Source organism: Geodermatophilus sp. SYSU D00684, assembly GCF_054050455.1.
The window spans coordinates 36017-49869 of record NZ_JBJGZI010000028.1 but is presented as its reverse complement, the minus strand read 5'-3'; the positions used below and the strand labels follow the sequence as shown (position 1 = coordinate 49869).

Here is a 13853-nt window from a genome sequence, read left to right as displayed (position 1 = left end):
GTCTCCTCCTCGCCGGCCGCGTCCCCGCGGCCCGTCCGTCGCCCTCCCGGCCCGAGGCCGGTCGGCGGGCGGTGCGCCCGCACGGACCGTAGCGCGCCGGCGCCGCAGGTTCAAACGTGTGTTCGAAGGACACGCCGCGCCGCTCTCGCCCTCGTCGGACCCGTGCGGTAGACATCCGATCAGACGTTCGATCGAACAGGCGTTCGATGCGGTCGACCCGATCAGGAGGAGCGGTCATGGGCAGCGTGCGGCAGGCAGTGCTCGAGTTCGACGCGGCGGTCCGGGTCCCGTGGCGGCCGCCGCTCCGCGGGGAGGGCGCGACGGCGGCCGCCGGTGCCGGCCGCTCCACGTCGCCGGCGCGCACCGACCGGCCGGCACCGCGCGCCGCCCTGCCGGGCTCGGGTCCCCGCGTCACCGGGCACCTGCGGCCGGTGCCCGACCTCCCCGCCGCGGCGCCCGCGCGCACCGTCGGGCGGGCGGCCGAGGGGCCGCGCACCCGCCGCGACCCGGCCCGCCCGAGCGGTCGGCCGGTGCGCTCGGAGCCCGCCCGGGCCGCCGTCCGCGCGAGGTGCGCGCCGGCCCCGGCTCCGGTGCGGCTCACCCGCCGGGGGCGCCGCCTGGTCACCGTTCTGGTCCTCGCCGCCGGCGTGGGCGGCGCCGCCGTCGGCCGGGAGTTCCTCGCCCCCCACGACGGCCTGCGCCTGGCCGGCGGGAGCAGCGTCGTGGTCGAGAGCGGGGACACGGTGTGGTCGATCGCCGCGGAGGTCGCCGGCGCCGACCAGGACGTGCGCGCGGTGGTCGATGCGATCGAGGCGCTCAACGACCTGGAGGGGGCGGTCGTCGTCCCCGGTCAGGTGCTCCGCGTGCCGTAGGCGCCCTGCCCGGCGCCGTCACCGCGGAGATGTGACGAGACCGCGCCGGTGAGTTCGTCAACCATGCAGGCGCCGTCGTTTACGGTCCGGAGTCGTCGGGACACTTACGGTCAGGAGCGTGTCAGCAGCCGTGAACAGCAGCGCAGCGGTGACCTTCCGGTCCCCGCAGGACGTCGAGGTCCTCGTGGACGGCGCGTGGGTGCCGGGCGCCATGCTCGGCTGGCGCCACGACGTGACCGGCGGCTGCGAGGCCGGCGTCCGGCTGCGCGACGCCGCGGGAGCGGACAGCTGGGTGGACCTGGCCGCCGTGCGGCTGCCCGAGCGGCACCTGACGCTGGCCTCCGGGCGCACGGACCTGGCCGCGGACCCCACGGGGACGGCCGTGCTCCCGGCCGTGGACCGGCGCGCGGTCGTCCCGGGTGCCCACGCCGCCCGCCGCGGTGCCCGCCGGCACGGCGGTGACGTCACCGCCGAGCAGCCCGCCGTCCGCCCCGCCACGGCCGGGCGGCACCGCGCTCCCGCCGGCTCCGGCCGGCACCGGGCGGTGACCACCGAGATGCCGGTCGTCAACTGCCCCGCTCCGGCCGGCGGCGCGGCCGCGGAGGAGTCGGACATGCTGACCCGCCCCATCCGCCTCGGCGACCTGGTCCCGCACCCCCGCGGCGGCCGCCCCGCGGTCCGTCCTCCCGCCTGACCCGACGCCGGGGGCGCGCCCCCGGCGGTCCTCCGTCACCTCCGCCGGTGTCCCGCCGGACGTCCCGGGGAGGAGTCCGCGCGCCTCCCCGGGTGTCCGCGCGTGCCCTGCGCGCGGTGGCCGGTTACACCCCGACGCCCCTCCTCGCGCGCCGACGCGCGTGGCGCCCCGGCGTGTCGTGTGACGGGAGGGAGCCCTGCTCGCGCCTGGTCACCACGGGGTCACGACCGGGTCTCGGCGGAAGAGACACGCGGGCTCCCGCCTTGCAGATGTAGTGGAGCGCGGCCTACTGTCCCCCTACATCTAGTAGTTGCACCGATGGAAGTCCTCCACAGGCCGTCCCCAGGACCTCCACGGGGTGTCCACCGGATGTCCCCAGAGGGGTCCACAGACAGACGCAGACGGGCGGGTCCGCCAGGACCGGACGAGCCCGCCGGCACCAGCCGCCCGAGCCGGGTCCCCGGTCCGGGAGGGTCTTCCGCGGAGGGAGGTGAACCGCAGTGCGCTGCCCGTTCTGCCACAACCCCGACAGCCGGGTGATCGACTCGCGCGAGGCCGACGAGGGTGCCACCACCCGTCGCCGCCGCTCGTGCCCGGCCTGCGGTCGCCGGTTCACCACCGTCGAGGAGGCGGTGCTCGCCGTCGTCAAGCGCAGCGGGGTGAGCGAGCCGTTCAACCGGACCAAGGTCGTCGCCGGCGTGCGGCGCGCCTGCCAGGGCCGGCCGGTCGACGAGGACCAGCTCCAGCAGCTGGCCCAGCAGGTCGAGGACGCCATCCGCGCCAGCGGGGTGGCCGAGGTCCCCAGCCACGAGGTGGGGCTGGCCATCCTGCAGCCGCTGCGCGAGCTCGACGAGGTCGCCTACCTGCGCTTCGCCAGCGTCTACCGCGCCTTCACCTCGGTCGAGGACTTCGAGAAGGAGATCACCGAGCTGCGGGCCCGCCACCACCGCGGCGGCACCCCGCCGCTGCCCGGGCTGCAGATCGAGCCGCCGGCGCCGCGCCGCCGGGGCTCCGCCCGCACCCCCTCCACCACCCGCGACGGCTGACCGCCGCCCGCGCGACCAGACGTGCGCCGGCAGCGTCGCCGGCCCTCTCAGCACCACCGGAACCGTCAGCAGGACCAGATAGGAACAGGGTGGCTCTCTTCCCCAGCCGCCCGCACCACTCACCGAGGGAGAGCTCGTGACCGAGATCGAGGACCGCCCGGCAAGCCGTACGCGCCGGGCCGCCAAGGCGCCGACCAGGGGGAAGGGCCTGAAGGTCAAGCGGGTCTACACGACCGCCGGCGTCCACCCGTACGACGAGGTGACGTGGGAGCGTCGCGACGTCGTCATGACCAACTGGCGTGACGGCTCGATCAACTTCGAGCAGCGCGGCGTCGAGTTCCCCTCCGAGTGGAGCATCAACGCCACCAACATCGTCACCACGAAGTACTTCCGCGGCGCCGTCGGCACCCCGCAGCGGGAGAGCAGCCTGCGTCAGCTCATCGACCGGGTGGTGCTCACCTACGGCGCGGCCGGCCGCGAGCACGGCTACTTCGCCACCGAGGGCGACGCCGAGGTCTTCGAGCACGAGCTGACCTGGATGCTGCTGCACCAGGTGTTCAGCTTCAACAGCCCCGTCTGGTTCAACGTCGGCACGAGCGCGCCGCAGCAGGTCAGCGCCTGCTTCATCCTCGCCGTCGACGACACGATGGACTCGATCCTCAACTGGTACCGGGAGGAGGGGCTGATCTTCAAGGGCGGCTCCGGCGCCGGCCTGAACCTCTCCCGCATCCGCTCCTCCAAGGAACTGCTGTCCTCCGGCGGCACCGCCTCCGGCCCGGTCAGCTTCATGCGCGGCGCCGACGCCTCCGCCGGGACCATCAAGTCCGGCGGTGCCACCCGGCGCGCGGCCAAGATGGTCGTCCTCGACATCGACCACCCCGACATCGAGGAGTTCATCGAGACCAAGGCGCGCGAGGAGGACAAGATCCGCGCGCTGCGGGACGCCGGGTACGACATGGACCTCGGCGGCAAGGACATCACCAGCGTCCAGTACCAGAACGCCAACAACTCGGTCCGCGTCTCCGACGAGTTCATGCGTGCGGTGGAGGACGGCACCGACTTCGGCCTGCGCGCCCGCCTCGACGGCTCGGTCATCGAGGAGGTCGACGCGCGGGGCCTGTTCCGCAAGGTCACCCAGGCCGCGTGGGAGTGCGCCGACCCCGGCATCCAGTACGACGACACGATCAACGACTGGCACACCAACCCCGAGACGGGCCGGATCAACGCGTCCAACCCCTGCTCGGAGTACATGAGCCTGGACAACAGCTCGTGCAACCTGGCGTCCCTGAACCTCATGAAGTTCCTCAAGGACGACGGGACGTTCGACGCCAGGACCTTCGTCAAGGCCGTCGAGCTGGTCATCACGGCGATGGACATCTCGATCTGCTTCGCCGACTTCCCGACCGAGCCGATCGGTGAGACCACCCGCGCCTACCGGCAGCTGGGCATCGGCTACGCCAACCTCGGCGCGCTGCTGATGGCCACCGGCCACGCCTACGACTCGCGGGGCGGCCAGACCCTGGCCGCGGCCATCACCTCGCTGATGACCGGCACCGCCTACCGCCGCTCGGCCGAGCTCGCCGGCATCGTCGGCGCGTACGAGGGCTTCGCCCGCAACGCCGACGCGCACGCCCGCGTCATGCGCAAGCACGCCGCCGCCAACGACGCCATCCGCCCGGTCGGCGCCGACGACGCCGACGTGCTGCGGGCCGCCACCGCCCAGTGGCAGGAGTGCCTGGAGATCGGCGGGGAGAACGGCTGGCGCAACGCGCAGGCCTCGGTCCTCGCCCCCACCGGGACCATCGGCTTCATGATGGACTGCGACACGACCGGCATCGAGCCGGACTTCTCGCTGGTCAAGTACAAGAAGCTGGTCGGCGGCGGGTCCATGCAGATCGTCAACCAGACGGTCCCGCGGGCGCTGAAGAGCCTCGGCTACCAGGACGAGCAGGTCGAGGCGATCGTCGAGTACATCGCCGAGCACGGCCACGTCGTCGACGCCCCGAGCCTGCGCCCGGAGCACTACGAGGTGTTCGACTGCGCCATGGGCGAGCGGGCCATCTCCCCGATGGGCCACGTCCGCATGATGGCCGCGGTGCAGCCGTTCATCTCCGGCGCGATCAGCAAGACGGTCAACATGCCGGAGACGGCGACCGTCGAGGACGTCGAGAACATCTACTTCCAGGGCTGGAAGCTCGGCCTCAAGGCGCTGGCGATCTACCGCGACAACTGCAAGGTCGGCCAGCCGCTGTCCGACGCCAAGGCCAAGAAGACCGAGGCCAAGGTCGAGGTCGAGGCCGCGCCGGTCGCCGCGACGTCGCACCCCGTCCGCCGCCGGCTGCCGAAGAAGCGGCAGAGCATGACGACGTCGTTCAGCGTCGCCGGCGCCGAGGGCTACATGACCGCCGGGATGTACGAGGACGGCAGCCTCGGCGAGGTGTTCCTCAAGCTCGGCAAGCAGGGCTCGACCCTGGCCGGTGTCATGGACGCCTTCTCGATCGGCATCTCGATCGCGCTGCAGCACGGTGTGCCGCTGGAGACCTACATCCAGAAGTTCACCAACATGCGCTTCGAGCCGGCCGGCATGACCGACGACCCGGACATCCGGATCGCCCAGTCGGTGATGGACTACATCTTCCGTCGCCTGGCGCTGGACCACCTGCCGGTCGAGACCCGCGCGACCCTCGGCATCTTCACCGCCGAGGAGCGGGCGGCGCAGGTGTCGGGCACGTACGGCGGCTCGGCCTCGACGGCGGAGGTCGTCGAGGAGGAGGAGGTCGACGTCGAGGCGCTGCGCGGCTCGGTGCCGACCGAGGCGCCCGCCAAGCCGGAGCCGGCCGCCGACAAGCCGGTCAAGGAGGCCCACTCCTCGGCCGAGCTGCTCGAGCTGGTCACGGGCAACGTCACCGACGCGCCGCTGTGCATGACCTGCGGCACGAAGATGCGCCCCGCCGGCAGCTGCTACGTCTGCGAGGGCTGCGGCTCCACCAGCGGCTGCAGCTGATGTAGGCGGTCAGGGCCCGTCCTGCCGGCGCGGACAGCGATGTTCCCCACCCGGCCGGCAGGACGCCTCCCTCGCTGGTACGGCTCGTCCACCGGCCCGGTTCCTCGTCGAGGGCCGGGCCGGTGGCGTCCGACGGATGCGACGGAGGAGAGCCAGCCGATCCTGTCGTCGGAGGTGCGATCGCCGGCCCTCTGCCCCTGGGGTGGATCCCAGCGGTGAGGTACGACGAGCGTCCGACGCGCTCCGAGTGTCGCGACCGGTGGCCGCGGCTCTGCACGCCGAGCAGGACGACCGCGCCGCCGGCCGCCCTGGCCGGTGCCTCCGGGACCGTCCGCCTCCGGGCGCCCGGTGAGCTGTACCGGGACCTCCCTGCCGGGGTGCTGTGCACGCGCGTGGCGCGTAGCGTTTCCTCGTGGACGCTGTCGGGGAGCTCCCCGGCACCGAGTGCGGCGAGCACGTGCTGCAGTTGCACCGGTCCGAGGATGAACGGCTGGACGGTCTGACCACCTGGGTGCGCCGCGGTCTGGACGCGGGGGAGAAGGTCGTCTGCACCGAGCAGCCGCGGCGGCCCGAGGACTCGCTGCTGGCAGTGCTGGAGACCCGCGGGGTGGACGGGGCCGCGGCCGTCCGCGACGGGCGGCTGGTGGTGCCGCCGGCGGCGGAGTTCTACGCCGCCGAGGGCCTTGCCGTCGTCGTCGAACGCGCGCTGGCCGAGGGGTTCACCGGGGTGTGGATGTCGGCCGAGCGGCGGGTGGCGCTGACCGTGCTCTCCCCGGCCGTGCACCGGCTCGTCGAGCAGCAGATGGACGAGCTGGTCCGCACCTGGCCGGTGCACACGCTGTGCCAGTACCCGCAGGCGGCCACCGCCGGGGACCTGCTGGAGGACGTCGTCGCGAGCCACCGGTCCGGTGTGCGGCAGGCGATCCTCACCACCACGCGGGACCTGGACGGGCTGGCTCTGCACGGTGAGGTCGACGGCACCAGCACCGACGTCTTCGAGGCCGTGGTGGCCGTGGCGAGCCGCAGCGCGTCGAGGGTGCTGTGGCTGGACCTGGCCGAGGTGAGCCACCTGGATGCCGGCGGCTGCTGGCGGCTGGACGACGTCACCCGGGCCTTCCGGATGGCCGACGGCCACGTCCTGCTGATCGCCCCCCAGCCGCCGGTGGAGCTGATCCTGCGGCTGATGGAGGTCGACGAGCTGCCGGGCATGCACGTGCTGGCGGGCCGGCCATGACCGCCGTCGCAGGGCTGGTGCACGCCGCGCTGCTCCACGACTCCGCCGAGGAGCTGGCGGCCGCGGCCGTGCCGTTCCTCGCCGACGGGCTCGCCGCCGGGCAGCCGGCGGTGCTGGCCTGCTCGGAGGACCACAACGCGCTGCTGGCCCGGGCGCTCGGGGACGACGACCGCATCCTCCTGCTGTCCCACGAGGACATCTACGCCGGCACCGACCACACCGGGACCGCACACGCGCTCGCCACCTACCGCCGGATGCTGCACCGGCAGGTGGCTGCCGGCGTCCCGGGGATCCGGCTGGTCGGCGCCCTGCCGCTCGACCAGCGCCCGCGGTGGGGCCAGTGGCACCGCTACGAGGCGGTCTTCAACGTCGCGATGGGCCGGATGCCGCTGGCGAGCGTCTGCGCCTACGACCGACGCGAGATCTCCGACGCGATGCGGGACGGGGTCGAGGAGACCCATCCCGCGCTGCTGACGCCGGCCGGCTTGGTGCCCAACGACCGCTACGTCGAGCCCGCGACCGTGCTGCGCCGGACCGCGACCGTCCAGGGGAACCCGGTCCCCGAGGGGCCTCCGACCCTGGTCCTGGCCGACCTGACCGATCCCGCTCGGCTGCCGGAGCTGCGCGTGCGGGTGCGCGCCGCGCTGGACGGCGCGGGCGCGCAGGAAGCACGGCACGGCCGGTTCGCCGCCGCGGTCACCGAGGTGCTCGGGAACGCCTTCAGGCACGGCGCTCCACCGGTCGCCGTCCGGCTGTGGATCACGCCGGCCCGGCTGGAGGCCACGGTCACCGACTGCGGAGAGGGATTCGACGACCCGCTGGCCGGCTTCGTCCCACCCTTCACCAGCTCCTCGCTCGCTGGGGCGGGCCTGTGGGTGGCCCGGCAGGCCTGCGACACCCTCGCGACGTTCCGCACCCCGTCCGGCTTCACGGTCCGCCTGACCACCGTCCTGCGCGGACCGGGCCCGGCCGGCCGGCCGACCGGGCCCGCAACCGCCGACTCTGCGACCGGCCGAGCGGAGCGGGCCCGCGCCGATGCCCGAGAGCTGGCCCGCCGGCTGCAGGCGTAGCTGCGGGACGCCATCGGCGGCGCCTGCCGAGGGGTGGCCGCGGGCCCAGCCGGCCCCGCGGCGGCGCGTGCTCCCCGGCACGCGGTCACCGGCAGCCCGCGCGACGCGCCCGTGGCGCACGACGACGGCACAGCGGCGGGCTCCCACTCGTCCGGTGCAGGGCGAGCGGGCCGGGGATCCGCACGGACGCCACCCACCGCACGGCAGGTCTCCGGCATGACCCGGCGGCGCGCCGGGTCAGCCACGGGTCACCACACGCCGGGACCGGCCGGTCGACCGGGGATCCGGGCAACGGGCACGGGGGTCCGGCCGCGGATCACGTGCGACGGTGCCGCATCGCTTCCCAGCGGTCACGGACCACCGGAGGCGAGCTCGGGTCCGCAGGGAGTCGCCATGCCGCTCGATCGCGCTGTCCTCACCCGTCTCGCCCGGTCCGTCGCCGGTCAGGTGCTGCAACCGGCCGACCCGGGGTTCGCCGCGGCACGGGCCGGGGCTGTCTGGAACGGCGCCATCACGCGCCGGCCGGCGCTGATCGTGCGGCCCGGGTCGGCGGAGGAGGTGGCACGGACCCTCGCCGTCGTGCGCGAGGAGGGGGCGGACCTGACCGTGCGCGGCGGCGGCCACAGCGGAGCCGGGAACGCCGTGGCAGACGACGCCGTCATGATCGACCTGTCCCGGATCGCCGGCGTCCGGGTGGACCCGGCGGCCCGCCGGGTCCACGTGGGAGGCGGCGCGACGTTGGCCGCCGTCGACGCCGCGACCGCGCCGCTCGGACTGGCCGTGGCCGGCGGGACGGTCAGCCACACGGGCGTCTCGGGTCTCACGCTCAGCGGCGGCCTGGGCTGGCTGACGTCCCAGCAGGGGCTGGCGTGCGACAACCTGGTGGCCGCCACCCTGGTCACCGCCGACGGGCGCACCGTGACCGCCTCCGAGGACACCGAACCCGACCTCTTCTGGGCGCTGCGCGGCGCCGGCACCAACTTCGGGATCGTGACCGAACTCGTGTTCGCCCCGCACGAGCTCGACCCGCTGGCGAACGTGGGCATGTTCTTCTGGCGACCTGACGACGCCCTCGAGCCGCTCCGCTTCGTCCGTGAGTACCTGTTCGACCTCCCGGCCGGGGTCACCGGGGCCGTGGTCGGGATGTCCGCGCCGCCGGAGCCGTTCGTGCCCGAGGAGCACCGGGGCGCGCGGGGCGTCGCGGTCATGGTCGCGGGCTGGGGCAGCGCCGAGGAGCACGCCGCCGCGATCCGGCCGCTGCGCGAGCGCAACCCGCTGTTCGAGATGGTCACCCCGATCCCGCACGTGGCGCTGCAGCAGATGCTCGACGACGCCAACCCGTGGGGCATCCGTGCCTACGACAAGGGGCTGAACCTCGACCACCTGGGCGACGATGCACTCGCGGTCGTCCTCGAGCGGCTCCCCCTCATGCGCTCGCCGCTCTCCTACGTGCCCATGTTCCCGCTCACCGGCAGGTACAGCGAGATCTCCGACGACGCGACGGCGTGGGGCAGTCCCCGACGTCCGCACTGGGCGCTGGCCCTCCTCGCCCTCGCTGCCGACGACCAGACCTACGAGGCTGACCGCGTGTGGGTCCGTGACCTCTGGAACGCCTTGCGCCCCTACGCCCCCGACGACGGGACGTACCTGAACTTCGAGGCCGACACCGACGAGCGGCGGGTGCGCGCCTCCTACGGCGAGAGCAAGTACCGCCGCCTCGCCGAGCTCAAGAGCGCCTGGGACCCGGACAACGTCTTCCGGCACAACCCCAACATCCCGCCCGCCCCGGCCGACATCCCCTCGCCCCGTGAGCCCGTGCCGGCGCCGACGGACGAGGTCGTCCGCTGACCCCGCGCACCCTCGCGGACCTCCCTCCAGGCGACGTGCCGGACGGACACGGGATCGCTCGTCGGGACGTCGCCCGGCTCGCCGGTGACGGCTCGTGCCGAGGTCGGCAGCCACCTCGAGCTCGGCACGGCCTCCCCGCCCCGGCCGACGACCGTGGACCCTCGGTGCGGCCACCGGGTCGCCGCCCGCCCGGAGCAGGCGGGCGTCGCGGAGGTCAGACGGCGGCCGGCTGACCCGCGACGATCACGGAGTGCTCACCGACCTCGAACACGTCGTTGATCGCGTTGTCACCGACGAGCTGGTCGAGGACGCCGTCGAGCACCTCGCGGCTCGGCACACGCCACAGGCACAGGGCCCGGGCGTCGTCCGTCGAGGTGCAGGTCGACAGGAGGTCGACGCCCTCGGGCAGGGAGCCGAGGTCGGCGGTCTCGATCATGTGCTCCCACCGGCCACCGTCCCGGATGGTGTGGATGACTCCGAAGTACACGGCTGCCTCCCTGATCGCGGATGGCTGTGGAACGCAGCACAGGGTGCTCGTGGAACCGGCCCGCGGACAGGGCCGTGGGGCTCTGCGGCGGGCCCCCCACCCGGGGGATCGGTCCGGGCGACGACCTCAGCCGCCGGTCAGGGCAGCCGCGCGAGCAGCGCCCGGGCGAACGCCGCGGCCGCCGGGTCGGCCGGCCGGGACGTCGCGGCGACGCGCAGCCAGTCCGCCAGCGGCGCGGCCAGCGCGGGGGAGAGGGCCGCGATCCACGCACCGGTCCCGGCCCGCGCCTCGGCCACGTGCTCGGTGCTCCCGTCGGGGAGGTGCGCGACCACCTCGGGGCGGGTCGCCAGTAGCCCGCCGGTCCGCCAGTCGCCGGGAGTCGTCCGGGCGGCGAGCGCCTCGAGCCGGTCGGCCGCCGTCCGCAGCAGCTGCTCGGGGTCCACGGCCGGATGGTGCCCGACGGGCCGGACCGTCGCCGAGCGTCTGGACAGCCCGCACCCGGCGGCGGTGGACTACCAGTCCGCACAGGAGGCGCCATGACCGCGGAGCACGTCGTCGAGTCCGCCCGCGCCGGTGCGCGCGGTGCCGCGGACTCCCTCGGATCCCCTCACGCCGCCGGCGGCACCCGGAGCTGAGACTCCACGCTCACCGACAGGAGGACGTCCCGTGGACACCTTCCTCTCCACCGACCTCACCGGTCTGCCCGAGGCCGTCGCGCCCGAGGTGGTCGAGCTGCGGAACGACGAGGAGCTGCAGCTGCGCCCCGCGCCGGTCGCCAAGCGGATCGGGGACAGCACGGTGCGGATGCTGGCCTACAACGGCTCGATCCCCGGACCCACGCTGCGGGTCCGGCAGGGGTCGGAGGTCGTCGTGCACGTCACCAACGGCACCGACCTCGAGACCACCGTGCACTGGCACGGGCTGCGCCTGGAGAACCGCTACGACGGCGTGCCGCACGAGACGCAGGCACCGATCCCGCCGGGCGGGGAGTTCACCTACCGCATCCAGTTCCCCGACCCGGGCCTGTACTGGTACCACCCGCACGTCCGCGAGGACGTCACCCAGGAGCTGGGCCTCTACGGCAGCATCCTGGTCACCCCGGCCGAGCCGGACTACTGGCCGCCGGCGCACCGCGACGTGGTGCTGACCCTCGACGACCTGCTGCTCGAGGACGGCGCGATCGCCCCGTTCAGCCGCACCGAGACCAACTACGCGGCGATGGGCCGCTACGGCAACGTGATGCTCACCGGCGGGGAGACCGACCCCGCGTTCACCGTGCGGACCGGCGAGGTCACCCGGCTGTGGCTGACCAACACCGCCAACAGCCGGGTCTTCCGGGTGGCCGTGCCCGGTGCCCGGATGAAGCTCGTCGGCGGCGACAGCGGCCGGGTGGAGCACGAGGAGTTCGTCCCGGACGTGGTGCTCGCCCCGTCGGAGCGGGCGGTCGTGGACGTGCTGTTCGACCGGGCGGGCGAGTTCACGCTGGAGCACCGCACCCCGAACCGGACCTACCGGCTGGCGGCGTTCACCGTCACCGGTGAGGTCGCCGAGCCGCCGCTGGCCGACCGGTTCGAGACGCTGCGCACCGCACCGGAGCTGGTGGCCGAGCGGGAGCGGCTCGGCGCGTGGCTGGCCGCGGCGCCCGACGAGGTCCTCGCGATCGTCGCCGAGATGGACGACCCGGCCGCGCCCGCGGCGGGACCGACGACCTACGCCTGCCCCATGCACCCCGAGGTGGTCAGCGACCAGCCCGGACGCTGCCCGAGGTGCGGCATGAAGCTGATGGCGACCACACCTCCCGTGACGTACGCGTGCCCGATGCACCCCGAGGTGGTCAGCGACGAGCCGGGGCGCTGCCCGAGGTGCGGCATGAAGCTGATGGCGACCGCCCCGGCCGGGGCGGCCGCCGCCGGTCACGACACGGGCCACGGTCACGACACGGGCCACGGTCACGACACGGGCCACGGGACGGACGCCGCGGAGGCGTCGGAGACGGGCCACGACGCCGCGCACGCGCACGCCCACCACCACGGTCCCGCCACCGCCGACGGGATCGAGTGGGAGGACGAGATGGCCGAGACGAACCGGGCCACCACCACGGAGACGATGCGCTGGAAGCTGCTGGACCGCAGCCCCGGCCGCGACGGGCTCCCCGTCGACTGGCACTTCACCGCCGGCCAGCGGGTCAAGATCCGGCTGGTCAACGAGATGGACTCCGACCACCCGATGCACCACCCGTTCCACGTGCACGGCGCCGGCCGCTTCCTCGTCCTGAGCCGGGACGGGACCGTCGAGCCCAACCTGGTGTGGAAGGACACCGTGCTCATCACGACCGGTCAGACCGTCGACATCCTGCTCGACGTCACCAACCCCGGCCTGTGGATGGCGCACTGCCACATCGCCGAGCACATGCACGCCGGGATGATGTTCAGCTTCACCGTGGACCGCGGAGCGACGCCGTGACCGCCCCGGCCGAGCCGTTCGACGTCGTCGTCGTGGGTGGCGGGCAGGCCGGCCTGGCCGCCGCCTGGCACCTGCGCGAGCGGGGACTGCGCTTCCTGGTCCTGGAGGCCGCGGCGGAGCTCGGGCACACCTGGCGCACGCGCTGGGAGTCGCTGCGGCTGTTCACCCCGGCCGAGCACGACGCGCTGCCCGGCCTGCCGTTCCCGGCGCCGGCCGGCACCTACCCGGGCAAGGAGGCGGTCGCCGACTACCTGCGCGACTACGCCGCCGCCTTCGACCTGCCGGTGCAGCTGGACGCGCGGGTCACCCGGCTCGAACGCACCGACGCCGGGTTCCGGATCGGCACCGCCGATCGCACGTACACCGCCCGGCAGGTCATCGTGGCCACCGGACCGTTCCAGACCCCGTTCGTCCCGCCGCTCGCCGCCGGCCTGGACGCCTCGGTGACCCAGGTGCACAGCTCCGGGTACCGCAGCCCCGAGGCACTGCCCGAGGGACCGGTGCTGGTCGTCGGGGGCGGCAACTCGGGGTTCCAGATCGCCGAGGAGCTGGCCCGGACCCGGCCGGTCGAGCTGTCGGTCGGCTCGGCGTACCCGGCGCTGCCGCAGCGGCTGCTCGGCCGCGACCTGTTCTGGTGGCTGACCCGGTTGCGCCTGTTGCGGGTGACCGCCGGCTCCCGGCTCGGCCGCCGGGTGCAGGCCCGCGGCGAGTTCCTCATCGGCAGCAGCCGGCGCGGCCTGCAGCGGGCCGGCGTCCGTCTCCGGCCGCGGCTGACCGACGCCGCCGGCCGCACCGTCCGGTTCGCCGACGGCAGCAGCGGGGAGGTGGGCGTCGTCGTCTGGGCCACCGGCTACCGGCCCGACCACTCGTGGATCGACGTCCCGGGCGTGCTGCGCGACGGCCGGGTCGTCCACACCCGCGGGATCACCGACGTCCCCGGGCTGTACGTCCTCGGCCTGTCCTGGCAGCACACCCGCGGCTCGGCGCTGCTGGGCTTCGTCGCCGACGACGCCGCGTACGTGGTGGACGCCGCCGCGCGGACCGGCGCCCACGTACCCGGACCGCGCGGTGCGCCCGACGCGCAGGCGGCTCCGCACGACCTCCGGCACTGACCGCCGAGCACCGGAAGGGAGAC

11 protein-coding genes are annotated in these 13853 nt (G+C 74.4%); 9 read left to right on the top strand and 2 right to left on the bottom strand.

Annotated features, from left to right (window positions below):
- Positions 1-236 precede the first annotated feature (236 nt).
- The 7 genes from ACI79L_RS19100 to ACI79L_RS19070 all read left to right on the top strand — a co-directional run bounded on the left by ACI79L_RS19100 (position 237) and on the right by ACI79L_RS19070 (position 9768).
- Positions 237-872, top strand: coding sequence for a LysM peptidoglycan-binding domain-containing protein (locus ACI79L_RS19100; RefSeq protein WP_456938297.1), 636 nt, complete (start codon positions 237-239; stop codon positions 870-872).
- Between the two features lie 118 nt (positions 873-990).
- On the top strand, positions 991-1566 hold the full coding sequence (locus ACI79L_RS19095) for a hypothetical protein (RefSeq protein WP_456938296.1): 576 nt from the start codon (positions 991-993) through the stop codon (positions 1564-1566).
- A 500-nt stretch (positions 1567-2066) separates the two neighbouring features.
- Complete coding sequence (gene nrdR, locus ACI79L_RS19090; protein ID WP_456938295.1) at positions 2067-2612, top strand: transcriptional regulator NrdR; 546 nt, start codon at positions 2067-2069, stop codon at positions 2610-2612.
- A gap of 136 nt (positions 2613-2748) precedes the next feature.
- The gene (locus tag ACI79L_RS19085; RefSeq protein ID WP_456938294.1) at positions 2749-5616 is read left to right on the top strand and encodes a vitamin B12-dependent ribonucleotide reductase; all 2868 of its coding nucleotides are present in this window, start codon (positions 2749-2751) and stop codon (positions 5614-5616) included.
- A 412-nt stretch (positions 5617-6028) separates the two neighbouring features.
- Entirely contained in the window at positions 6029-6850 is an 822-nt protein-coding gene (locus tag ACI79L_RS19080) for an MEDS domain-containing protein (RefSeq protein WP_456938293.1), read from the top strand.
- Positions 6847-7920 carry an anti-sigma factor RsbA family regulatory protein gene (locus ACI79L_RS19075; RefSeq protein WP_456938292.1) on the top strand — a complete coding sequence of 358 codons (1074 nt, stop codon included), beginning with the start codon at positions 6847-6849 and terminating at the stop codon, positions 7918-7920. The genes ACI79L_RS19080 and ACI79L_RS19075 overlap by 4 nt, the downstream gene beginning before the upstream one ends.
- 216 nt (positions 7921-8136) lie before the next feature.
- Positions 8137-9768, top strand: a complete 1632-nt coding sequence (locus ACI79L_RS19070) for an FAD-binding oxidoreductase (RefSeq protein WP_456938291.1) — start codon at positions 8137-8139, stop codon at positions 9766-9768.
- A 214-nt stretch (positions 9769-9982) separates the two neighbouring features.
- Here the strand turns inward: ACI79L_RS19070 and ACI79L_RS19065 are convergent, their stop codons facing one another.
- Both ACI79L_RS19065 and ACI79L_RS19060 read right to left on the bottom strand, forming a co-directional pair.
- Positions 9983-10255, bottom strand: coding sequence for a hypothetical protein (locus tag ACI79L_RS19065; protein ID WP_456938290.1), 273 nt, complete (start codon positions 10253-10255; stop codon positions 9983-9985).
- Between the two features lie 137 nt (positions 10256-10392).
- A complete protein-coding gene (locus ACI79L_RS19060; RefSeq protein ID WP_456938289.1) occupies positions 10393-10698 on the bottom strand; it encodes a hypothetical protein in 306 nt (101 codons plus the stop codon).
- Between the two features lie 223 nt (positions 10699-10921).
- On the opposite strand from ACI79L_RS19060, the gene ACI79L_RS19055 reads away from it, so the two are divergent.
- Positions 10922-12718: a multicopper oxidase domain-containing protein gene (locus ACI79L_RS19055; protein ID WP_456938288.1), complete on the top strand. Its 1797-nt coding sequence runs from the start codon at positions 10922-10924 to the stop codon at positions 12716-12718.
- Entirely contained in the window at positions 12715-13830 is a 1116-nt protein-coding gene (locus tag ACI79L_RS19050; protein ID WP_456938287.1) for a flavin-containing monooxygenase, read from the top strand. Before ACI79L_RS19055 ends, ACI79L_RS19050 begins: the two co-directional genes overlap by 4 nt.
- Positions 13831-13853 lie beyond the last annotated feature (23 nt).

Bases quoted from the DNA above. Each gene is read 5' to 3' on its own strand.
- ACI79L_RS19075 (WP_456938292.1), top strand. From the start codon at position 6,847: ATGACCGCCGTCGCAGGGCTGGTGCACGCCGCGCTGCTCCACGACTCC.
- ACI79L_RS19100 (WP_456938297.1), top strand. From the start codon at position 237: ATGGGCAGCGTGCGGCAGGCAGTGCTCGAGTTCGACGCGGCGGTCCGG.
- ACI79L_RS19070 (WP_456938291.1), top strand. From the start codon at position 8,137: ATGACCCGGCGGCGCGCCGGGTCAGCCACGGGTCACCACACGCCGGGA.